General features: G+C 50.0%; 18 protein-coding genes. 11 read left to right on the forward strand and 7 right to left on the reverse strand.

Annotated elements, in window-relative coordinates; translation table 11 throughout:
- Positions 1-555: 555 nt before the first annotated feature.
- Entirely contained in the window at positions 556-1,029 is a 474-nt protein-coding gene (locus ACQUQM_RS02645; RefSeq protein WP_432472929.1) for a DUF6882 domain-containing protein, read from the reverse strand.
- Between the two features lie 197 nt (positions 1,030-1,226).
- Here ACQUQM_RS02645 and ACQUQM_RS02650 point away from each other — a divergent pair, with 197 nt between their 5' ends.
- Together ACQUQM_RS02650 and ACQUQM_RS02655 are read left to right on the forward strand one after the other, a co-directional pair.
- On the forward strand, positions 1,227-1,853 hold the full coding sequence (locus tag ACQUQM_RS02650; RefSeq protein WP_432472930.1) for a trimeric intracellular cation channel family protein: 627 nt from the start codon (positions 1,227-1,229) through the stop codon (positions 1,851-1,853).
- A gap of 405 nt (positions 1,854-2,258) precedes the next feature.
- A complete protein-coding gene (locus tag ACQUQM_RS02655; protein WP_432472931.1) occupies positions 2,259-2,597 on the forward strand; it encodes a hypothetical protein in 339 nt (112 codons plus the stop codon).
- 368 nt (positions 2,598-2,965) lie between these two features.
- On the opposite strand, the gene ACQUQM_RS02660 is transcribed toward ACQUQM_RS02655, so the two are convergent.
- The 3 genes from ACQUQM_RS02660 to ACQUQM_RS02670 form a co-directional block, all read right to left on the reverse strand.
- Positions 2,966-3,244, reverse strand: a complete 279-nt coding sequence (locus ACQUQM_RS02660; RefSeq protein WP_432472932.1) for a hypothetical protein — start codon at positions 3,242-3,244, stop codon at positions 2,966-2,968.
- Positions 3,245-3,768: 524 nt separating this feature from the next.
- Positions 3,769-4,434 (reverse strand): two-component system response regulator NarL, encoded by a 666-nt coding sequence (gene narL, locus ACQUQM_RS02665; RefSeq protein ID WP_432472933.1) that lies wholly within the window; start codon positions 4,432-4,434, stop codon positions 3,769-3,771.
- 41 nt (positions 4,435-4,475) lie between these two features.
- Entirely contained in the window at positions 4,476-6,299 is a 1,824-nt protein-coding gene (locus tag ACQUQM_RS02670) for a histidine kinase (RefSeq protein ID WP_432472934.1), read from the reverse strand.
- 455 nt (positions 6,300-6,754) lie between these two features.
- Between ACQUQM_RS02670 and ACQUQM_RS02675 the strand changes: the two genes are divergently transcribed.
- From ACQUQM_RS02675 to can, 8 genes are all read left to right on the forward strand, one after another.
- Complete coding sequence (locus ACQUQM_RS02675; protein ID WP_432472935.1) at positions 6,755-8,053, forward strand: nitrate/nitrite transporter; 1,299 nt, start codon at positions 6,755-6,757, stop codon at positions 8,051-8,053.
- A 185-nt stretch (positions 8,054-8,238) separates the two neighbouring features.
- A complete protein-coding gene (locus tag ACQUQM_RS02680) occupies positions 8,239-9,843 on the forward strand; it encodes an MFS transporter (RefSeq protein ID WP_432472936.1) in 1,605 nt (534 codons plus the stop codon).
- Positions 9,844-10,552: 709 nt separating this feature from the next.
- Positions 10,553-14,299: a nitrate reductase subunit alpha gene (locus ACQUQM_RS02685; RefSeq protein WP_432472937.1), complete on the forward strand. Its 3,747-nt coding sequence runs from the start codon at positions 10,553-10,555 to the stop codon at positions 14,297-14,299.
- Positions 14,296-15,858, forward strand: coding sequence for a nitrate reductase subunit beta (gene narH / locus ACQUQM_RS02690; protein WP_432472938.1), 1,563 nt, complete (start codon positions 14,296-14,298; stop codon positions 15,856-15,858). The genes ACQUQM_RS02685 and narH overlap by 4 nt, the downstream gene beginning before the upstream one ends.
- Entirely contained in the window at positions 15,851-16,588 is a 738-nt protein-coding gene (gene narJ / locus ACQUQM_RS02695; protein WP_432472939.1) for a nitrate reductase molybdenum cofactor assembly chaperone, read from the forward strand. The genes narH and narJ overlap by 8 nt, the downstream gene beginning before the upstream one ends.
- 18 nt (positions 16,589-16,606) lie before the next feature.
- Positions 16,607-17,281: a respiratory nitrate reductase subunit gamma gene (narI, locus tag ACQUQM_RS02700; RefSeq protein WP_432472940.1), complete on the forward strand. Its 675-nt coding sequence runs from the start codon at positions 16,607-16,609 to the stop codon at positions 17,279-17,281.
- 253 nt (positions 17,282-17,534) lie between these two features.
- Positions 17,535-18,350 carry a peptidylprolyl isomerase gene (locus ACQUQM_RS02705; RefSeq protein WP_432472941.1) on the forward strand — a complete coding sequence of 272 codons (816 nt, stop codon included), beginning with the start codon at positions 17,535-17,537 and terminating at the stop codon, positions 18,348-18,350.
- Positions 18,351-18,664: 314 nt separating this feature from the next.
- The gene (can, locus tag ACQUQM_RS02710) at positions 18,665-19,294 is read left to right on the forward strand and encodes a carbonate dehydratase (protein ID WP_432472942.1); all 630 of its coding nucleotides are present in this window, start codon (positions 18,665-18,667) and stop codon (positions 19,292-19,294) included.
- Between the two features lie 396 nt (positions 19,295-19,690).
- On the opposite strand, the gene ACQUQM_RS02715 is transcribed toward can, so the two are convergent.
- From ACQUQM_RS02715 to ACQUQM_RS02725, 3 genes are all read right to left on the reverse strand, one after another.
- Entirely contained in the window at positions 19,691-20,332 is a 642-nt protein-coding gene (locus ACQUQM_RS02715; RefSeq protein WP_432472943.1) for a hypothetical protein, read from the reverse strand.
- 501 nt (positions 20,333-20,833) lie between these two features.
- Entirely contained in the window at positions 20,834-21,208 is a 375-nt protein-coding gene (locus ACQUQM_RS02720) for a group II truncated hemoglobin (RefSeq protein ID WP_432472944.1), read from the reverse strand.
- A gap of 349 nt (positions 21,209-21,557) precedes the next feature.
- A complete protein-coding gene (locus ACQUQM_RS02725; RefSeq protein ID WP_432472945.1) occupies positions 21,558-21,980 on the reverse strand; it encodes a VOC family protein in 423 nt (140 codons plus the stop codon).
- Between the two features lie 316 nt (positions 21,981-22,296).
- On the opposite strand from ACQUQM_RS02725, the gene ACQUQM_RS02730 reads away from it, so the two are divergent.
- Positions 22,297-23,349 carry an ABC transporter substrate-binding protein gene (locus ACQUQM_RS02730; RefSeq protein ID WP_432472946.1) on the forward strand — a complete coding sequence of 351 codons (1,053 nt, stop codon included), beginning with the start codon at positions 22,297-22,299 and terminating at the stop codon, positions 23,347-23,349.
- The last annotated feature ends 14 nt before the right edge of the window (positions 23,350-23,363 follow it).

Consider the following 23,363-nt stretch of genomic DNA (forward strand, 5'->3'; position numbering starts at 1 on the left):
ATAAATGATCGTTATCAAGCTTTTCAGGTTCGTTGGTGGTAGCCAAAATTTATCTCTTTAGGGTAGTGTTTTTGTATTCCCGGGCTGAATATAGTGAGTTGCGTTGTTAGGAGGTTCAGCCACTGTTGAAAGGTCAGTGGTATTTGCGGGATCTTCTCAGTCCGGTGAAATTTCTGTGCAGACCACCCCTCCCTCAGGTCTGTACAGCCCAACTTCCGGATCGGGCTCTCTGACTTTCAGACTATGTGGAGTAGTTCTGTTGCGAAGTCTTTATTGAGTAACAATGTTGTGGACACCCCCGGTGGGATGGACCCGATTATTCGGGTAAATAAGCGACCCCATCAGCGCTTCCAGGCTCAAAACCCGCCGGGGATTTTTTTGCAGGTAAAAAATCAGTAGTCAGATCGCGGCTTCGCCGCTGCGAGAATGGAAGCAGGCCTTCCTGTTAGTTGCCAGAAAAAGCGTATAATCCTTCTTTCTCTCCTTGTGCTACAGATTAAGTCTACAGTCGCTTTTTTATCGATGTATCTTTTTTGGTTCGTGTCTATTGAGAATCTAGTTGGCCCAGCGTATCTCCGTGATGACCATATAAGTGAAACCGTTATCGGTGCGGGTGCGATAAGCGCCCCTGGCTTTTAGTATGCGGGCAGTAACCGATGTCATCTCCCAGCCGTCGATCTCATCCGCACTCCACTGATCTGCCGTCAGAGCAGAGTAGCCATGTGCATCACCGTATTCGCGGACTCGGTGCATCTGATTTTTGACATTGTCCAGGACCGTAGTATTCGCCCAGGACCATAGCCATGTATCTGATTGAGTTGAAACCGATCCGACAAACTGCACCTGAGCAATTACTGTAGGATCACCATCGCTGGAAAAAATCAGTGAACCGGACTCCTGATCCCAGTTGAACCTTTTATGATCGCTGAGATTGTATTCCTGCATCAGGGATTCTTGTTTCTTAGACAACCGCAGATAGGCCTCATGGAGAAAGTTGTTCCACTCTTCTTCGGTAATAGGGTCGGACATAAGCTAACCAATCTTAATTGAAGTTATTCAGTTACTTAAAGGTATAGCAGAAGAAAGCGAGGGCTGGTGCCAGAACAACGAACAAGTTCCATTGCCGGATTGGTGAGATATATCTGGGTTGTTGTTACTTCGGCTTATTTCGATTAAAGTCGCGGCTATCAGGGTATTGCAGGCAGAGACTGTCGGGAAGGGGTGCTATGTCGTTCGATATTACCGCTGTCGTGAATTTAATGGGCTTATCTGCAGTGGCGGTCTTTGCCATCTCAGGCGCTCTCGATGCGGCCCGTCAGAAAATGGATATTCTTGGCTTTATGCTGATCGGAACGGCTACCGGTCTCGGTGGTGGTACACTACGCGATGTGCTGCTGGGTAATCTACCGGTGTTCTGGATTCGCGAACCGGTATGGATCGCAATTTGCCTGGTTGCGTCAGCAATAACCTATTTTATCGCGCCCAAGCTGGCCTCCCGAACGCGGGCACTGATCTGGATGGACGCGGTCGGTCTTGCATTGTTTGCGGTGGTTGGAACTGAGATTGCGCTGGAGTTTGGGGCTTCGCCTTTGATCGCGGTTAGCATGGGTGTAATGACCGCCAGCTTTGGTGGTATCGCCCGCGATGTACTCTGTGGCAGTAACCTGACGCTGATGAACGAAGAGCTGTATATCACCGCTGCGCTGGTAGGTTCAGTCGTGTATCTATTGCTCAATACCTTAAATCTACCTAACAGTTATGATTTGGTAGGTGGTTTCCTGATCGCGTTAATATTGCGTGCACTGGCTATTCAATTCCATCTTAAGCTGCCAAACCCCTATCGTAAGGACTGATCTGCTTACTAAGTGGTAAAAGAGTGTTATTGCAATGAAAGGGTGATAATAAATAGCCCTAACAGGCCAATTGTCAGCTCCTGAATAAGGTGGTTTGGGCTCGGTATGAGGCCGAATCGATTGTGCCTTGCTATGTTCGTAGTGGGAGTGAAACGCCCATTAAATTGATTGGTCTTTTTTTCAGAGTGATTATGATTCGTATCGACACGAAGCCGAAGTTCCTACCGTTAGAATCTTCACCTTGGGACTTTACAGAGCGTGATACATTTCGAGATTGAGGCTATGTTATTTGAATGATGGTAAGGGTGAAACGAAACCCTTCCTGATGCTGCTATAGTTTTCGATGACTAACGCGCAGGAAGACGTCCTGGAAATCTCTTTTTAATCCAATCCAAGAGGCACCATATGAATCTAGTCGATCCCTTTGGGCGTATGAAGGCCCGCCGCCAGAAAGAGTATGAGTCTCTACGGGGTTCATTGATAAAGGCGGGGATCACCAGCCCTGCTCAGGCCGAAGCCTTGCTAATCAATGCCCAGCGACGAGGAAGATGGTCAATTTTGGTCGCTGTGCTGGTGACTATTCTGCTGTCAGTGTTATTTCCAGAGGCCAGAATCATCTTTATCACCCTGGGCGCACTCTTTTGTTTTTGGGTTAATAAAGTAACCAGCAACGGCCAAAAATATATTCGACGCTATATTGATGAGGAGCTAAACGAGGGCTTGGGCAATAATTCGGTAGAATAGTAGTGTTTATTTCTCGTGTTCAGGGCTTCTCTCATCCTTATTCAGGATGTTGCCAAATGGCATTGTAGCGATCAGATCTTTGATCTACAGCTTCGTAGGAGCTGTTTAGTCGCCTGTCGAGACAAAGCGGACATATCATCAAGGCGGCTTGGGTTTCAGCTAGCGGCACGAAGCAGCCATAGTCTAACCACATTTATAATGGTCAAAATCACTTTGTCTAAGACTTAATTGCCTGAATACATTATAGCTAGATAGATTGGTCTGTTAGGCTTATGAGCGTCTAGAGAACTGGGGGGCTATTCACAAGCGCCTTCGGGTAAGCAGAATGTAACCCTCTCCTATCAAGTGATCTTATACTTAGGGTTTGATTATTTAATAATCTTTTCCAGTAGCTTTTCCAGACGCTGGGCAATCACATCCCAGATGTACATTGGACCTGTCATTTCCAGTGATTTCTCTGAGCGGTTCTGTTCCAGTTCTTTAAGATAGTCAGCTAACTTGTTACGCTCTGATTTTAGCTCAGCAAGCTCGTCCAGGTGACTTTCTTCCTCCAGAGCGGCCGCCTGCTCAGCCAGTTCATCAATATGTTTCAAACGCGAGTTATATTCCTTAATATGCTGGTCAACCAGATCGTCTAACTTAGTCATAAGCATCTCCATCGTATCGTTCGATTAGACATCAAATAATCACTCACAATACTAATTATTATCGACTATTTAGGCCCTTCGAAACAGCCCTTACTAATTGCTAATAATTTCCCTGGGTAAAATTCAACTGAACGATGCACAAACTGCTTGGGAGACCACGCTTTCGAGCGAGGAACCATCTAAAGAACTTCTGAGCAAGTCGCTACAGACTGCGCCTCGCATCTCGCCCAGCACCTAAGCCTGAAAAACGGCTAGCGAAGCCATATCATGGACTTAATCAGAGGCTTCCTAATACAACACGCTGAATCGCCACTCAATTTCAATGTTGTGAATGACCGTTTATGGCTGTGGATTCAGTGGATCGTTGCAACATACACAGCACAAAGCAGACAATAAAAAAAGAGAGCCTGCGGCTCTCTTTTAGATTTTTCTAGCTACTAACTAGCAGTGGCGCTTGCGCCACGTTCCAGCAAGCCGCGAAGCGGCGGTCTGGCGAGTAGCTCCGCTACGTTCTCAAAAAGGCGTTATGACAAACCTTCCTGTACAGCCCAAACCGCAACTTCAACCCGTGAGCGCAGGCGAAGCTTCTTCAGCAGATGCTTAACGTGTACTTTGACTGTGCCTTCGGTGATGTTGAGTTTACGGGCGATCAGTTTGTTGGGCAGGCCGCCGGCGATCAGTTTGATGATCTGTTTTTCCCGTGGCGTCAGGCTGTCGGTATCGGCGCTCTTGTCGGTACGGCCGGATTGCAGGGCCTGGGCGAGCAGGGCGGTCAGACGGTCGCTGATGACCATCTTGCCCAGCGCGGCCTGCTCCAGGTTCTGCACCAGTTCTTCCGGCTCCATATCTTTCAACAGGTAGCCATCGGCACCGGCCTTGAGTGCCGCAACAACATCTTCTTCGTTATCGGAGACGGTGAATACTACGATACGTGAGGAGACCTCCGCTTCACGCAGCATCTTCAGGGTTTCGATGCCGTTGATTTCGGGCATGTTGAGATCAAGCAGAATCAGATCAGGGTCCAGCTCTTGTGCTCTGGCAACGCCTTCGTGGGCGTTGGAGGCTTCGCCGATTACGTCCATGCTGTCTTCAAGATCGATAAGCTGTTTGACGCCTTTACGTAGCAGTGGGTGATCATCAATCAGCAGGATAGAAGCGGGGCTGGTGTCAGTACTGGAATCTGTGCTCATAATCAATTCTGTATCTTCTCGTTTGCCGGGTGCTTACGCACTCAGTTTTGTTGTTTTGGCTTGAACGTTACCTTAACCTGGAGGCCGCCTTCGGCCTGGTTATTCAGGTTGAGGGTACCACCCAGAGTGCTGGCCCGGTCGCGCATAATGATAACGCCGTAGTGATTTTTCACTTCGTGGTTATCCGGTATGCCGATGCCGTTGTCCTCAATCAGTACTTCGATAATATCTTTTTTCTGGGTCAGTAGCACGGCGACATCACTGGCCTGAGCATGCTTGACTATATTTGCCAGGGCTTCGCGCACTAGTTGCAGTACATGGATCTCTTCGTTGGGGGACAGAGACTGGTGTCGAATATCGTAGTTAAAGTGAATGGCAAAGCCGAGTCGGTCAGAAAATTCGGCAATAGTGGCTTCCAGTGCCGGCTCAAGTCCGGGCTTATCAAGCTTGAGGCGGAAAGTGGTCAGCAGCTCACGCAATTGACGATAGGCGTTGTTGAGGCCCTCGCGCAATTCAAGAATAACCTCATTGATCTGCTCTTCAGGTTTGTCTTTCTCGCGAAGGATCTGCAAGCGGGTGACCTGCATCTTAAGGTAAGAGAGTGATTGCGCCAGTGAGTCATGTAGTTCCCGGGCGATTACGGTGCGCTCTTCTATCAGCGACATCTTCTCTTTTTGCTGGGCTTTGAGTTCCAGTGAGAGTGCAGTGCTGAGGTTTTCAACCACGGTTTCGATCAGTTTAAGCTGGTCCTGATTAGGTCGGTTGGCAGGATTGAATTGCGCATTGAACTCGCCAAAATAGGTTTCGTCGGTCTGGATCGGTAGCGCCAGCGTTTGCTGAGGGGCTTCGATCATCTGCGGCACGATACAATTTTCACAGCTCTGATCGCTGCAGTCCAGTGGTCGCTCCAGCGACTGGGTACTGATCTGGCGGTAATGCTGTTTTTTGTTCGGCTCGTTAAGGGTGATCTGGATCGGACCGACCGGGGTAATGCTTTCCAGCTGTTTAAGTACCGGAATCATACGTCGACAGATATCGTCTTTGCGGGTGAATTGACGGCTGGTTTCATAGAGCAGTTGCAGTGACTCATTACTCTGGCGTAGCTGCGCGGTTTTTTGATTAACCCGGTTCTCTAGGTGGGAGTACATCTTAGAGAGTTCTTCCGCCATATCATTGAAGCTGCGACCCAGTACTCCAAGCTCATCTTGACTCTGATAGGTGGAGCGGGAGGTTAGCTTGCCGCGGCTTACCTGTCGAGCCATATCCACCAGTTGGCGCAGTGGTACAACAACGTTGTTGCGGATATCCAGCATTGCGATGAAGATGATCAGGATGGTCATAAACAGGCTGATGCCCTGTACCAGGCTGAGCAGCTTGATCTTGGACTCGGTGCTGCGCTCCAGCAGTTGTACCATCTTATCGATACGGGGCACGAACGCTTCGATATTGTGGATGTAATCGTCACCGCCGTCTGATCCTTTCTGCAGTGCCAGTTGCAGCGAAGGTGCCAGGTGTTGCTCCCACTCCAGGACGATATTTTTATACTGGCTGTAAAGTTGGTGATCCCGGGTTTCAGGGATGACTTCTGCCATAACCGGGCTGTTGATCCGCTTACCGAACTCTTTGATAGTTTCTTCTGCCTGTGCGCGCATCCCGAGAGATGGCCTGGACTGATATTGCTGAGTTTCCGAGACTATGCGAAATGAAAGCATGCGCAGTGAGCCGGCCAGATTGATACCGGCCGCATCACCCTGGGTGCTCTCTGCCACGATAACTGAGCCGATCATGCTGATCAGTGCCATCAGGCTGATAGCGAACATCGATGCGCCGAGGCGGGCGATTATTGAATGTTTAAATATCTTCATACGGCGAATGAACCTACCAACAGATTGCCAGGCTCAGATAGCGCAAGAGCGGATTGTCATCCGTGCAGCGAGTACAGGCCAGAAAGTATAAGCCAGATTATACCTTGGCAACCCATGAGGAAGTCCAATCTATTCTCGTTGGTTTGGTGTGTATTCATAGGCTAGCCGTTTTAATTCAGGATCGGTTGTGTCAGGTGTTAAAGCTTCGCTGAGAAATGCGGTGTACTCATAAAGAGTTGTGATTTTATTGTGATATTTTTATTCCTGTCTTGGATCTTGTTATTGTCTTTATTAAACAATGTCTTAGGGTTGTTTTGTTAGGTACTACTAAAGTGGTATTTGGTTGTTATTGGGTTCTTGTTTGATTCCGGTTCTTTGATTTCAATCAATATTCGCAAAGGGCTTTAGGCATAAGTTGGCCCTGTAATACAACGCAAAGCTACGGAAGCGCCTCTATGTTCGCTAATGAAACCCAACAACAGATCTCGGCACTGGTCATGAGTACCATCGCGTTTGCCGGCTGTTTTGCGGTCTGGACCTTGTTCTCGGTGATCGGTATTGAGATCAAGAGCGAGCTTGGTCTGAGCGAAACTGAATTCGGTATTCTGGTAGCGACCCCTATTCTGACCGGCGCTCTGACCCGCCTGCCCATGGGTGTACTGGTGGAGAGAATCGGTGGCCGACGCTTGATGGTAGTGTTGATGTTGCTGGTCAGCTTGCCGTTGTACGCCCTGTCTATCGCCGAAACGTACCAGGATTATTTGCTGGTAGGCCTGGGTATCGGCTTTGCCGGTAGCAGCTTCATCGTTGGCATTCACTATGTTTCCTCCTGGTCCAGCAGTGAAAATCAGGGCCTGAGTATGGGGTTTTTTGGCTCCGGTAATCTGGGCGCTGCGCTGACTAATCTGGTCGCGCCGCTGATTATTCTGGCTTATGGCTGGCGTCAGGCGCCGGTCGTGTATGCCTTCGTGTTGGTATTGCTGGCGCTGATGTTCTGGATGATGACCAGCGATGACCCTAAGCATGAGCGGCCTGAAACGACTCCGAAGTACCACTTGGCTGATCAGCTTAGTGTGCTTTGGGATCTGCGGGTGTGGCGTTTTGGCTTGTACTATTTTTTTGTTTTTGGTGGCTATGTTGCTTTGGCGTTGTGGTTGCCGGATTACTATGTCACCCACTACGGGCTGGATCTGACGACCGCTTCGTTTCTGACATTGTTATTTACCTTGCCGGGGGCTCTGTCCCGTATATTTGGCGGCTGGTGTGCCGACCGGCTGGGCGCAAGGCAGGTGAACTGGACAGTGTTCTGGATCTGCCTTGTGTGTCTGTTTTTCCTCTCCTATCCACCCACAACCATGACTATTCACGGCATCGAACGGGACGTAACTCTCAATATCGAAATGCCGGTCTGGCTGTTTACTGTACTGTTATTGGTTGTCGGTGTGGCGATGGGGTTCGGGAAGGCCAGTGTGTACCGCATCATCTATGACTACTATCCCGAGCGGATAGGGGTTGTTGGTGGCATGGTGGGCGCTCTGGGTGCGATCGGGGGCTTTGCGCTGCCGATCATGTTCGGCTTAGTCGCCGATGTTCTGGGGGTGCGTAGCTCCTGCTTTATGTTGCTCTATGGACTGTTAGCGGTGTGCATGATGGTGATGTTCTACGGTGTTCAGTTTGATGACAGGCGCAGGCGGTTGCGTGATGCGATCCAGAATAACTTTCTTAAGGAAGGTACAGATTTCAGGGACGTTTAGCACAGTTACCCAGTGGCTCTGGGAAAGTGTTTGGCTTAGCTGATCTCATCCGTTGCAGGATTAGTGTCAGAGGAAAGATTTAGAACAGTGTCTGCTAAACCGGGCACATAAAATATGAGAGTTCGTTTAAGTGTCAAAGTACCTCGCCCTTAAGGGCAGGACTGAGCACTGGGAGAAACTAAGGTATGGCTGATATTCATAAGTGGGATGTCGAAGACGACCAATTCTGGGAGTCTACCGGCAAGAGTGTTGCGAACCGCAACCTCTGGATCTCAATTCCGAGTTTGTTGTCTGGTTTTGCTGTCTGGTTGTACTGGGGCATCATTACTGTACAAATGCTCAACCTGGGATTTGATTTCGATAAAGCGGAACTGTTCACCCTTGCAGGTATCGCCGGTCTGACCGGTGCTACATTGCGTATTCCGAGTAGTTTCTTTATCCGTATTGCGGGTGGTCGAAACACCATCTTCTTTACCACGGCATTGCTGATGCTGCCTGCTGCTGGTGCTGGTTTTGCGCTGCAGGATAAGGATACACCACTGTATGTATTCCAGATCCTGGCATTCCTGTCCGGTATTGGTGGCGGTAACTTCGCCTCTTCAATGTCTAACATCTCTTTCTTCTTCCCTAAGAAGAAGCAGGGTCTGGCGTTGGGTCTGAACGCAGGTCTGGGTAATGCGGGTGTAACTACCATGCAGATCCTGATTCCGTTGGTGATGACTTTCGGTATCTTCGGCGGTGAGCCGATGATCCTGGAAAACACTTCCGGTACCCTGATCGGTAAGATTCCTGCCGGTTCTGAGACCTATATCCACAATGCTGGTTTCGTATGGCTGGTACTGCTGATTCCACTGGCGATCGCTGGCTGGTTCGGCATGAACAACATCCGTACCGATGCGGTATCGCCAGATATCGGTTCTCCTGCGGGTTCTATGGGTAAGATTGCTGGTCTGCTACTGATCGGTTTCTTCACCGCGGCTTGTGGTCTGTACATCATTCTGCCTGCGCCTGTTGGTATCGGTGCACCGGGCTGGGCTAAGTGGCCTGTCATCGCCGGTATTCTGTTCTCAACTATTATGTTGATGAAGCTGATTCCGGGTGATATCAAACCTAACCTGCAGCGTCAGTTCAAGATCTTTGATAACAAGCACACCTGGGTGATGAGTATCATCTACACCATGACCTTTGGTAGCTTCATCGGTTATTCCGCAGGTTTCGCGCTGGCGATCAAAGTAGTATTCGGTTACCAGCACCTGATGGTTGACGGTGCGATGACGCATAACGTTGTTAATGCTAACGGCCCGTCTGCTCTGATGTATGCCTGGATGGGACCTTTCATCGGTGCCCTGATCCGTCCGATCGGTGGTTGGATGGCCGATAAGATGGGTGGCGCAAAAGTAACTCAGTACTGTGCAATCGTAATGATTGGTTCTGCGCTGGGTGTAGCTTACTTCCTGAAAGCGGCTTACCAGTCTGCGACTCCGGAAGAGTTCTTCGTACCATTCCTGGTGCTGTTCCTGGTGCTGTTCGCGGCAACAGGTATCGGTAACGGTTCTACTTTCCGTACTATTGCTATGGTATTCCCGAAAGAGCTGGCGGGTCCTGCGCTGGGCTGGACTTCTGCGGTAGCGGCTTACGGTGCTTTCCTGATCCCTAAGATCTTTGGTGAGCAGATCAAACTGGCAACGCCTGAAAACGCACTGTACGGTTTCGCGGCATTCTACCTGGTTTGTCTGATCCTGAACTGGTGGTACTACTTAGGGCCTAAAGCTGAATTCAAAAACCCGTAGGTTTTTTGCTCTTCAGCTTCAGGCAAGACCGCAAAGCAAAGCTTTGCTCGCCAGACCGGTGAGCAAGCTCACCTAGCTAGATCGCCGAACAAGTTCGGCTAGCTAGAAAAGCAAAAGCAAAAACCGCCCCCGGGCGGTTTTTTTGTGTCTTGCAGAAAGTGTTGGGCATCGCTGCGCTCGGCACCAACCTACAATTCTTACAAAGTTCTGATGTTGAATCATGTACATATTGACTGAAGAAGGTAGTAACGTTTTTTCTAGCGAGCGGCGCAGCCGCGTTCTAGCCACTAGCTAGCAGAACTTGTTCTGCGGTCTAGCGACTCAAAAGCCTTCGGCTTTTGTGGGGGAATACCTACAAAGAAATGGTGTTAACACTATTTTCGTTACTTAAGGGTTGTATTGATTAAAAATAGATATAAAACAAGAGGTTAGGGCTTTTTAATGTTATACCTCAATGGTGGTATATCGGTGTTTATGGTGCATTGCAGCGTTTTCAAACATTGATCTGCGTCAACACCCTTAAATGGGAACTGCCGTACTTTGGAGCAACAGTAAGCTGCGGTACGGGTATGAGGTACCGGTACTGCTGTCTGCCAGAGTCAATTTCCGGTCTGTCATCCTAGCCAGATGACGAACTGGTTTTAAGCATAATAATAGAGTTCGGAGCTTGCTTCGTCCTGACCAACGAGAAGGTTTCAGGGGACACATTATGAGTCACTTGCTTGATCGATTAAGATTTTTGAATAAAAAAACGGGCACGTTTTCCAAAGGGCATGGTGATACCACTGCGGAAAGTCGTTCCTGGGAAGATGGTTACCGTAACCGCTGGCAGCACGATAAGGTCGTGCGCTCCACTCACGGTGTTAACTGTACTGGTTCCTGCTCCTGGAAGATCTACGTTAAAAACGGTCTGATCACCTGGGAAACACAGCAGACCGATTATCCACGTACCCGCCCGGACCTGCCAAACCACGAACCTCGTGGCTGTCCGCGTGGCGCCAGTTATTCCTGGTACATCTACAGTGCTAACCGTCTGAAGTATCCAACTGTACGTAAGAGCCTGCTGAAACTGTGGCGTGCCGCGCGTGCAACGATGGAGCCGGTTGAAGCCTGGGCGTCTATTGTTGAAGACGACGCAAAAGCACAGTCCTATAAGACTAAGCGTGGTCAGGGTGGTTTCGTCCGTTCCAGCTGGAATGAAGTGAATGAGATGATCGCTGCGGCGAACGTCTATACAACTAAGAATTTCGGTCCTGACCGGGTGATGGGCTTCTCGCCGATCCCTGCGATGTCCATGGTGTCCTACGCTGCCGGTGCCCGCTACCTGTCTCTGATCGGTGGTGTCTGCCTGAGTTTCTACGATTGGTACTGTGACCTGCCGCCAGCGTCGCCAATGACCTGGGGTGAGCAGACCGACGTACCTGAGTCAGCTGACTGGTACAACTCAAACTACATCATTGCCTGGGGTTCTAACGTACCTCAGACCCGTACACCGGATGCCCACTTCTTTACCGAAGTGCGTTATAAGGGTACTAAGACTGTTGGTATCACGCCGGATTACTCCGAAGTTGCTAAGCTGTGTGACCTGTGGATTAACCCTAAGCAGGGTACTGACGCGGCACTGGCGATGGCTTTCGGTCACGTTATCCTTAAAGAGTTCCACGTTGATAATCCAAGCGAGTACTTTACCGATTACGTACGTCGCACCACGGATATGCCATTCCTGGTAGAGCTGGAGAAGCGTGAAGACGGATCTTACGCTGCCGGTCGTTTCACCCGTGCCTCTGATTTTGACGCTGGCCTGGGCCAGGACAACAACCCTGAGTGGAAGACTGTAGCCTTTGATGAGCAGAGCAACAGCTTTGTTGTACCAAACGGTTCCATCGGTTTCCGTTGGGGTGAGAAAGGTAAGTGGAACACTGAAGAGAAAGAAGCCAGTGAAGGTCGCTCAACGACTCTGAAACTGTCTCTGCTGGATAGTCATGACGAAGTTGTCTCTGTCGGCTTCCCTTACTTCGGTGGTGAAGAGAATGAGCACTTCACCCACAACAAGTTTGCTGATGTAGTACATCACAACCTGCCGGCTAAGAAGATCAACACTGTTGATGGCGAAAAGCTGGTAGTAACCGTATACGACCTGATGCTGGCTAACTACGGTGTTGACCGTGGTCTGGGTGGTGACTTCGTTGCTAAGTCTTACGACGATAACGCGCCTTATACTCCAGCATGGCAGGAGCCTATCACTGGCGTAAGCCGTGATGTGGTTATCCAGGTAGCTCGTGAGTTCGCCGATAACGCTAACAAGACCAAGGGTCGTTCCATGGTTATCGTTGGCGCCGGTATGAACCACTGGTACCACATGGATATGAACTACCGTGGTCTGATGAACATGCTGATCTTGTGTGGTTGTGTTGGTCAGTCCGGTGGTGGCTGGGCACACTACGTAGGTCAGGAAAAACTGCGTCCACAGTGCGGCTGGTTGCCTCTGGCATTCGGTCTGGACTGGTCGCGTCCGCCACGTCACATGAACGGTACCTCTTTCTTCTACAATCACTCCAGCCAATGGCGTTATGAGCGACTGGATGTTGATGAGATCCTGTCTCCACTGGCTGATAAGTCTAAGTGGACCGGTAGCCTGATCGATTACAACGTGCGCGCTGAGCGTATGGGTTGGTTGCCATCAGCACCACAGCTGAGCCGTAACCCGCTGGATATCGTTAAGTCTGCTGAAGCAGAAGGTAAGTCACCACAGGATTACACGGTTGAGCAGCTGAAGTCCGGCGCACTGGGCTTTGCTGCAGAAGATCCTGATAACCCGCAGAACTTCCCGCGTAACCTGTTCGTCTGGCGTTCTAACCTGCTGGGTTCTTCCGGTAAGGGGCACGAATACCTGCTGAAGTACCTGCTGGGTACTAACAACGGCGTGATGAACAAAGATCTGGGTCAAGATGGTCTTAAGAAGCCAGAAGAAGTGGTATGGCATGACAAGGGTGCAGAGGGCAAACTTGACCTGCTGGTAACGCTTGATTTCCGTATGTCGACTACCTGTCTGTACTCCGATATCGTGCTGCCAACGGCAACATGGTACGAGAAAGACGACCTGAATACTTCTGACATGCACCCGTTCATTCACCCACTGTCTGCAGCAACCGACCCAGCATGGGAAGCACGCTCTGACTGGGATATCTACAAAGGTATCGCCGAGGCATTCTCTAAGGTTTGTGTTGGTCATCTGGGTGTTGAGAAAGATATCGTTACTGTACCAATGCAGCACGATACTCCGGGAGAGCTGGCGCAGCCGTTGGGCGTTATGGACTGGAAGAAGGGCGAATGTGAGCCTGTACCTGGTGTGTCTATGCCTACTCTTGCGGTGGTTGAACGTGACTACCCGAATACTTACAAACGTTTCACCTCTGTAGGTCCATTACTGGAATCTCTGGGTAACGGCGGTAAGGGTATTACCTGGGATACTAAGGAAGAAGTTGAGTTCCTGAAGCAGCTGAACTGGACGCACACTGAAGAGGGTGCTTCCGAAGGTCGTGCCAAGCTGGAATCAGCAATCGATGCTTGTGAGATGATCCTCAGCCTGGCGCCAGAAACTAACGGTGCTGTTGCAGTTAAGGCGTGGGAAGCTCTGAGCGAGTATACCGGTCTGGATCATACGCATCTGGCTAAGCCGAAAGAGGAAGAGAAGATTCGCTTCCGTGATGTACAGGCGCAGCCACGTAAGATTATCTCCTCTCCGACCTGGTCAGGTCTGGAAGATGAGCACGTGTCTTATAACGCTTGTTACACCAACGTTCATGAATTGATCCCTTGGCGTACCGTGACCGGTCGTCAGCAGTTCTACCAGGATCATGAGTGGATGCGTGACTTCGGTGAGAGCTTGCTGGTGTATCGTCCGCCGATCAACACCAAGTCGGTTAAGCCGCTGATGAACAAGAAGTCTAACGGCAACCCGGAAATCGCGTTGAACTGGATCACACCGCACCAGAAGTGGGGTATCCACTCTACTTACAGTGACAACCTGATCATGCTGACGCTGTCCCGTGGTGGTCCGATCATCTGGATGTCTGAAGTCGATGCTGAGAAAGCGGGTATTGAAGATAACGACTGGGTTGAGATCTTCAACGCTAACGGTGCGCTAGCTGCCCGTGCTGTTGTATCGCAGCGTGTCAACGAAGGTATGACCATGATGTATCACGCTCAGGAGCGTATCGTCAACGTACCAGGCGCTGAAACAACCGGTACCCGTGGTGGTATCCACAACTCGGTAACCCGTGTATGTCCTAAGCCGACCCATATGATTGGTGGTTATGCTCAGCAGTCTTACGGCTTTAACTACTACGGTACAGTAGGTTCTAACCGTGATGAGTTTGTTGTGGTACGTAAGATGAAGCGTATCGACTGGTTGGACGGCGAAAACAATGACACCGTTCAGGAGGCCGTGAAATGAAAATTCGTTCTCAAGTAGGCATGGTGCTGAATCTCGATAAGTGTATCGGTTGTCACACCTGCTCAATTACCTGTAAAAACGTATGGACCTCCCGTGAGGGTATGGAATATGCGTGGTTCAACAACGTTGAATCTAAGCCTGGTATCGGTTACCCGAAAGAGTGGGAGAACCAGGATAAGTGGAACGGTGGCTGGAAGCGTACTGCTACCGGTGATATCGAGCCGCGTATCGGTGGTAAATGGCGCGTGTTGGCGAATATCTTCGCCAACCCGGACCTGCCGGAGATTGACGACTATTATGAGCCGTTCGATTTTGACTACCAGCACCTGCACAATGCGCCGGAAGGCAAGCATCAGCCGGTTGCCCGTCCACGCTCACTGATTACCGGTGACCGCATGGAAAAGATCGAGTGGGGTCCAAACTGGGAGGAGATCCTGGGTACTGAGTTCTCCAAGCGGTCTAAAGATAAGAACTTCGATAACATCCAGAAGGAGATCTACGGCCAGTTCGAGAACACCTTCATGATGTACCTGCCACGTCTGTGTGAGCACTGTCTGAACCCTGCTTGTGTAGCATCTTGCCCAAGCGGCGCGATCTACAAGCGTGAGGAAGACGGTATCGTACTGATCGATCAGGACAAGTGTCGCGGCTGGCGTATGTGTGTCAGCGGCTGCCCTTACAAGAAGATCTACTACAACTGGAAAACCGGTAAGTCAGAGAAGTGTATCTTCTGTTACCCACGGATCGAATCCGGTTTGCCTACTGTCTGCTCTGAGACCTGTGTAGGTCGTATCCGTTACCTCGGTGTACTGCTTTATGATGCGGACCGCATTAAAGAAGTAGCGGCCAGCGGTAACGAGCAGGATCTGTACGAGAAGCAACTGGAGATCTTCCTTGATCCTAACGATCCGGAAGTTATCGCTCAGGCCCGTAAAGATGGTGTTACGGATAACGTGATCAAAGCAGCCCAGAACTCGCCGGTTTACAAAATGGCGATGGACTGGAAACTGGCTCTGCCACTGCACCCTGAGTACCGTACTCTGCCGATGGTTTGGTACGTGCCACCACTGAGCCCGATCCAGTCTGCAGCTGATGCTGGCAAGATCGGTATGAACGGTGCGCTGCCGGATGTTGATTCCCTGCGAATCCCGGTTAAGTATCTGGCTAACCTGCTGACTGCCGGTGACGAGAAGCCTGTTAAAGAAGCGCTCAAGCGTATCCTGGCGATGCGTGCTTACAAGCGTGATGAGCAGGTTGAAGGCAAGCTGAATCTGGAGGTTCTGGAAGAAGCTGGTCTGACCGAAAACCAGGCTAAAGAGATGTACCGCTACCTGGCGATCGCTAACTACGAAGACCGTTTTGTAGTACCGACCAGCCACCGTGAGCTGGCTAAAGAAGCCTTCCCAGAGCGTAGTGGTTGTGGCTTCTCCTTCGGTAACGGTTGTGCCGGTGGCGAGTCTGAGTTCAATCTGTTCGGTGCCAAGAAGCAGAACGTTACAATGGTCCAGAAGATCAGTGGCGTGACGCAGGTGGACCCGAAGGAGCTGACCGATGCGTAGCCTTAAAGTGATCTCATTGCTGATGGATTATCCTGAAGCTGAGCTCTTTGAGGGTCGTGAGGAACTGATTGAGGCGCTGCGCAGCGATGCGCAGCTGGCCGAAGACCAGAAAACGGCTCTGATTGAGTTCGTTCAGAAGATCTGCTCTCAGGATCTGCTGGATGCGCAGGATTATTACGTCGGTAACTTCGATCGTGGTCGCTCGCTGTCGTTGCTGTTGTTTGAACACGTGCACGGTGAATCCCGTGACCGTGGTCAGGCGATGGTTGACCTGATGTCCGTTTATGAGGACAAAGGTTTCGCAATCGACGTACGTGAACTGCCGGATTACATTCCGTTATTCCTTGAATACCTGTCGATGCGTCCTGCAGAGGAAGTGCAGCAGTGGTTAACGGAAGTCAGTGAAATTCTGGCGTTGCTGGCGACCCGTCTTGAGCAGCGTGAATGCCACTATGCGGTGCTGTTTAATGCGGTGCTGAGTGTGGCCGGCCTTGAGGTCGACCGTACTGAGTTGAAAGAGAAAGTCGAGAAAGAAGAGCGGGACGACACGCCTGAAGCCCTGGATAAGATCTGGGAAGAAGAGATGGTGTCCTTTACTGAAGGCAGTGCGGTCAGTGGTTGTGGCGATGATGCCATTACTCAGCGTCGCAAAGAGTTTGAATCTGTCTCAGTAGTGCAGGTTCTCGATAATTCGACTAATAACGCTCAGGCTGGCATAGCCGGTTCGTAAGAGCCCGGGAGAATAACAATGTCATATATTAATGATCTACTTTTTGGGGTTTACCCATACCTTGCCGGCGCAATCTTCCTGATTGCCAGCTGGATTCGTTATGACCGTGAGCAGTTTACCTGGCGTGCAAGTTCCAGCCAGATGCTGAGCTCGAAAGGGTTCCGTGCTGCGAGCAACATGTTCCACGTGGGCGTGCTGTTTATCTTCTTCGGACACTTAGTTGGTCTGTTAACTCCACACGCGCTGTACGAGCCGTTCATCTCTACTGGTAACAAGCAGCTGCTTGCGATCATTAGTGGTGGTGCTGCTGGTCTGCTGTGCTGGGTTGGCTGCTTCCTGCTGTTAAAGCGTCGCCTGGGTGATCCACGTGTTCGTGCTACCAGCTCCGGTGCTGATATCTTCATCCTGGTGCTGCTGTTTGTTCAGGTATCACTGGGTCTGTTGACCATCCCATTCTCAATGGGACACCTGGACGGCAGCGTGATGCTGATGCTGGCAAACTGGGCTCAGGGTCTGGTGACTTTCCAGGCTGATGCTGCACAGCATATCTACGGTGTTGGTATCATCTACAAGCTGCACATCTTTGTTGGCCTGACTATGTTCGTTGTGTTCCCGTTCACCCGGATGGTTCACATCTGGAGCGTACCGGTGAAGTACTTCGCACGTAACTACCAGATCGTTCGTCAGCGTTAATTCGCGCAACGTATCTGAAAGCCTTTAGAAAGGGTTAAACAGGGGTGGCGACACCCCTGTTGCATTTTTAAAGTCAGTATCAAAGCTTGATTATTGTCACAGATCATACCGCTGTTGATTAATCCTGAAATACTCCCCTATATACCTCTTTAGAGTACTTTTATAAGCCGGTTTTATCCTTAATATCCTTATAAAAGCACTTTCACAGATAATCGCGAAAGCCAGACCAGACACGTAATATCGAGGCACCCTTATGCAACTTATCGATACCAAAGCCATTGCCGAACAAGACTTTCCGGAAGTTCGGGTAAACCAGATCCTGATTCAGGAAAACGATATTATTGCTGAGATGCAATACCATCCGGCAGAAGAGCTGGAGCTGGCCCGAAATCAGGCCGCTCAGGCGCTGGTAGTTAAAGAGTTACTGCTGCAAAAAGCCCGTGAGCTGGACCTTAACACTGAGGGGCAGGATGCGGTTGAAAACGACGAAGCGCTGATCGCGGCACTGCTGTCACAGGAAGTAAAGCAGCCGGATGCCGATGAAGACGCCTGCTTCCAGTACTTTAAAGCCAACCCGGAAAAATTCCGTTCTCCTGATCTGATCGCCGCCAGCCATATTCTGCTGGGTGCCGATCCATCCGACCCGGAAGAGCGTCACAGCCGTCAGGAGCAGGCCGAAACGCTGATTGCTCAGCTACAGCAGGATCCAGATCAGTTTGCGGCACTGGCAATGCAGTTTTCCGACTGCCCGTCGAAAGAGCTGGGTGGCGAGATGGGACAGCTGAGCAAAGGTTCTACCGTCCCGGAATTTGAGCGCCAGGTATTTCCGATGGAAGAGGGCCTGTGCCCGAACCCGGTAGAAAGCCGCTACGGTTACCACATCGTGCGCGTCGACAAGAAAGTTTCCGGCGACCCGCTGGAGTATGAATTCGTGATGGACAAGATCCGCACTTACCTGCAGGAACAGGTCTACCGTCGCAGTGTTAACCAGTACATCTCGATCTTAGCTTCTAGTGCCGATATTACTGGTATAGATCTGCACGGTGCAGATTCAATGCTTGTTCAATAAAACAGACCGCGGCTGCGCCGCTAGCTAGAACGCTGAGCAAGCTCAGCTGCTAGTGGCTAGACTACATCGCAAGCGATGTTAGCTAGAAAAAGCAAAAAGGCCTTCTAAACTGGTGGCTTGCAGAACTGCCTGACGAACACTTCGTATGACGGGTAGGTTGGTCTGAGCGTAGCGAAGCCCAACAGGCTTTAAGGTTTTTTCTAGCTATTAGCAGGAAGGTTTACCTTTTGTTCTAGCTAGCTGAGCTTGTTCAGCGGTCTTTTTTTTCGAAGTCATTTCTTTCAGTTACCATTTAAAGGTTAGGTAGAGCCGATATGCTAAGCGACCTATTGGAAAGCAACAAAGCCTGGGCGGAGGAGATCGAGAAGTCTCATCCTGGTTTTTTTAAAGCGCTGGAGAATCAGCAGACGCCGGAATATCTCTGGATCGGTTGTTCCGATAGCCGGGTACCGGCAAACGAGATTGTCGGGTTGATGCCCGGTGAACTGTTTGTGCACCGGAATATCGCCAATATGGTGTTGCACACCGACCTTAACTGTATCTCAGTGCTGCACTATGCGGTAGACGTGCTTAAGGTTAAGCATATTATTGTTTGCGGCCACTACGGCTGCGGTGGTGTTGCTGCCTCTCTCAGCAATAAGGATCTTGGGCTGATAGATAACTGGATCCGCCACCTTAAAGATATCGGCTATAAACACCGTGAAGAGCTGAAAAAAGAGCCTGATCCTAAAAAACGGGTCGACCTGATGTGCGAACTCAATGTACAGGAGCAGGTTGCCAATATCTGTCACAGCAAAGTGGTTCAGAAAGCATGGACGAATGGCCAGGAACTCTCAGTTCATGGCTGGATCTACGGCGTAGGTGACGGAATTATCAAAGACCTGGGGGTGGATGTTTCGACTTATAAGGAACTGCCAGAGGTTTATAGAATAAATTTTGATTGAAAGCAGACCGTCTCGTTCCTCGACTAGCTAGACCGCCGCTGCGCGGCTAGCTAGAACGCGCTTCGCGCTTGCTAGTGGCTAAGAGAGCTTTCTTTTTGTACTTTGTAGGATAAGTGCTTTGTAAGCAGGGTGGGGTTGAGATTTTATTTTACTCTGACCCCATTTATACCTTTACTCTGACCCCATTTATACCTCATGCAGGTCTGCTTTTGTAGGAGCGACGCCCTCGTCGCGATAGGGAGTTAATCGCGACGGGGGCGTCGCTCCTACAGTACTATTTCAAGAAGGGATTTATGCTTTTTTTAGCTAGCCGCGCAGCGGCGGTCTGGCCACTAGCAAGCGCGAAGCGCGTTCTCGCTAGCTGAACTTGTTCAGCGGTTTGGCCCACCTAAGCCGTCAACTATGACGGAGCTCTCCTTCAAACCTGTCGTAAAAATCCTGCCGAACTACATTCATCCTCGTCCAGCCGTCTATGCCGACTGAGAACTCGAGCGCCGAGCGAAGGGTTGCCAATAGCTGTTGCCAGCCTGTTTCTGACCATTGCGCTTCAGGGGAGATTGGCTCCTTGGTTGGCAGGCCTTCTATCTGGAAGCCATATACTGTGGTATGCATGTGAAGTTGCATGATCATCTTGTCGCCTTCGGCCATGTTCTCGGTGGCTTTATCCCAGGCCTGATGGACGCTGTCCGGGGCATTGACCGGCGGAAATGTGACCATCTTAGCGATGCCAATTTCCACCACTCCGTCATTGTTAAGATCGACCATGCCTGTTTTATCGGGCTGGGCGAGCAGGTTTATCGCGCCTTCGTTGCTGAGAGAGCTGACGTTGATGTTACTGGCCAGACTGGTCGCTTTTTGCAACAGTGCCAGTTCGTCGCCGGACATCTCGGCGAGAACCTGTTTTGCTGATCTGTCCTGTGACTGCTGCTGGTGAGCTTTGTTCAGCAGTTCGCTGAAGTCATCCACTTGTTGAACAGATAATCCACGTACCCGCAACAGGCTGACTGATTCTGAACTTAAGCTGATTGATGGCAACATTATTTATCCTCCCTGTTTTCTGTAACAGGAAAGTAAGCAAGATCGACACCAGCTATTCGGTATTTTATTTTCGGGCTACAGCCCCAGGAAGTAGTAGTGACTCAGCAATCGGTAATACAGAGAGGGTTGCCTTAAGGTAACTTTACCGGCAGAAATATTGCCGCAAGGCAAAAGCTTGCCATTGTTGCAGGGCTGGGAAATAGTGCTACAAGTACTGAACATTGCTTGCGCAACTGTTGTTAAATGAACAAGCCGCTGGGTTCTGTTGTGCCTTTTTACGCTTTATCTGGCGGCTTTATTATGTTGGGCTTCGCTGCGCTTAAACCAACCTACCCGTCTTACAAAGAGACTGAGCAGACTGAACCAGTATTCTTTGTTAAGAAGGCCTGTATGCTTTTTCTAGCTAGCCGCGTAGCGGCGGTCTGGCCACTAGCAGGAAGGTTTTCCTTCCGTTCTAGCTAGCTGAACTTGTTCAATAGTCTTGCAGCGCGAAGCGCTGCGCTACCGATTTTTAACCAGGTCAGCGATATTAAACATCGGCTGTTTTAGCATGGCTTTGAGTTCGTCTGAGGCACCTATTTTCTCCAGTGCCTGGTCCATGCAGTCTAACCACTGATCCCGTTCGTTATTACCGATAGCATAGTTGGCGTGTGGGTTTGTCAGGCAGACGGTGCCGTATTTCTCAAAGTAAAGGTCGGGGCCGCCCATCCAGCCGGAGAGGAACATATATAGCTTATCTTCTATTAGGCTCAGGTCAGGCGCGTGCATCTCGCGGATTGTTTTAGCTTCAGAACGGCTCGACATCACGTCATAAAACTCTCTGGCCAGCTTTCGCACGCCGTTCTCGCCACCGATAAGATTATATGGAGTTGTCATGGTAAGTATCCCTTTTATCAATATGGTTCTGAGCAGGTTTTATGGCTATCTGTAGATCAATCTACTCCGTTCCTGTTGTTTCCGGCACACATAAACGGACTAGGTGGAGAAGTTTTATTTGTCCTGCAGAGGGAGTTCAGGAACAGGTCAAAAGGGATAAAAAGACCGGTACGGAATAAGACCTGACTTGCTCTTCTTACAAAGAACAATATCTGACTCATACTCATCAAAATAAAGAAGGATTTTGTGCTTTTTCTGTTCAGCGGTCTGTCCCACCTAAGTCGTTAATTGTTGCGGTGCTGTTCTTCAAGCCTATTATATAAGTCACTCCGGACTAAACTCGTATTAGCTACTGCAATGGCATATCTTCTGACCCTGGTCCCAGCGGCTGGCCGTAACTGAATTCGACGTAATTGCCGTTAGGATCCACCAGACCACAGTAGTATCCTACGGGATAGGGTTCCTGTATAGGTGGCCAGATCAGGTCGCCTCTTTGTTTCGCTTGTTTTGCAATAACATCTACTTCGTCCTTGCTGTTAACGGCGAAGCCCAGGTGACTGTAGTCGTTCTCCAACTGCGGTCGCGCAGGGCCGCCGCCGAGAATGACCATAATTAACTCATGCTCACGGCCCGGTTCTGCCAGCCAGACAACTCTATGGCCAGGCGTTTTCCGCTGGTGGATGATCTGCATATGGCAGTAGTTTTGATAAAAACTGATGCAGGCCTCGATATCCGCGACATGAAGGGCAAAATGGGTAAGGCGGGGTTGCATAGAGAATTCCTCCGGGGTAAGCCTGGAAGTAGCAGCTGTCTGGCAGTATAGAAGAATTGGATTACAACCCGGCTACTGCATTGCGTTACGTATAGCTGACGTTTAAATATGCTCTGGCAGTCAGTGCCTGCGAACAAGGCATTGTGGGTGTTAGGTTCTGATATGTTGCTCTTTTCCTAGTATCAGGTCTTTAGCGATAAAACCCCAATAAATCAGTGGATTAATGAATACCCAGATTGGGTAGTGCCTGTTTGTTGAATGTCAGATTACATCTTAGGCTTGTAGCGGAATGAGTCGGTTTCTGGGGGAAGTAGATATGTTTAGATTCAGTTTTCATTTTTTGGTAGTGGTTAGCATAGCTCTGATGAGTTATATGCCGTCGGCTAGTGCGGGTGAACGTCAGTTAATCATCCTCAACTGGTCTGATTATATGGATCCGGCATTAATCGAAAAATTCGAGCAACGCTATGATGCGAAGATCAGCGAGGTATATTACAGTTCTGACGATAATCGTACCGAAATGCTGCAGGAAAACAGCGCCGAAGGGTATGACCTGATACTGGCCAGTGACAGCGACCTGTATTTATACGCCAAACATCAATGGATAGCTGAGATCGATTACAGTCAGATTCCCAACATTAAACATATTTCGCCACGCTGGCGGGAAGCTACCGAAGCGGCAGGAAAATATGCCGTACCCTATTTTTGGGGTACCACCGGAATTGTATACCGTAGCGATCTGGTGAAAACGCCGATCACCAGCTGGCAACAACTTTTTCAGCCAGCACCCGAACTGCAGGGCAAGGTGGCTATGGTCAAGAATGCCAAGGATATTATCGGTATGGGGCTGAAAGCGCTGGGCTACTCTGCCAACAGCGCCGATCGTGATCAGCTTAAGGAAGTCGAGTCACTGTTGCTGGAGCAAAAACCACACGTTGCGACTTACGATTCCATTAACCTGGATGAATCCTCAACGATGCTGAGTGGTGATATTGTTGCAGCATTAATGTATAGCGGCGATGCGTTAATGCTGGCAGAGCATAATGAACACATACGCTATGTTCTACCGCAGGAGGGCGGCAACATCTGGGTCGATTATTTCACCCTCGCCAGTAAGGCAAAAAATGTTGAGCTTGCCTATGCCTTCCTTAATTTTATAAATGAACCAGAAAATGCAGCTCAGATGGCCCGGTATGTTTACTACGCGTCGCCTAACCTTGCTGCTGAAGCGTTGTTGTCGCCTGAGTTCCTTAGCGATCCTGTTATTTATCCCGATCAATCTCAATTAAAGTCTTCTGAGTTTTATCAGCGCCCGGCGCCTCGCGCCCAGCGCTTACGAAACTCTATCAGTGCTAACGTATTGAGGTAGAGAGTTGAGGTAGA

It is taken from the genome of Amphritea sp. HPY, from assembly GCF_050870985.1.
Classification (GTDB): Bacteria; Pseudomonadota; Gammaproteobacteria; order Pseudomonadales; family Balneatricaceae; genus Amphritea.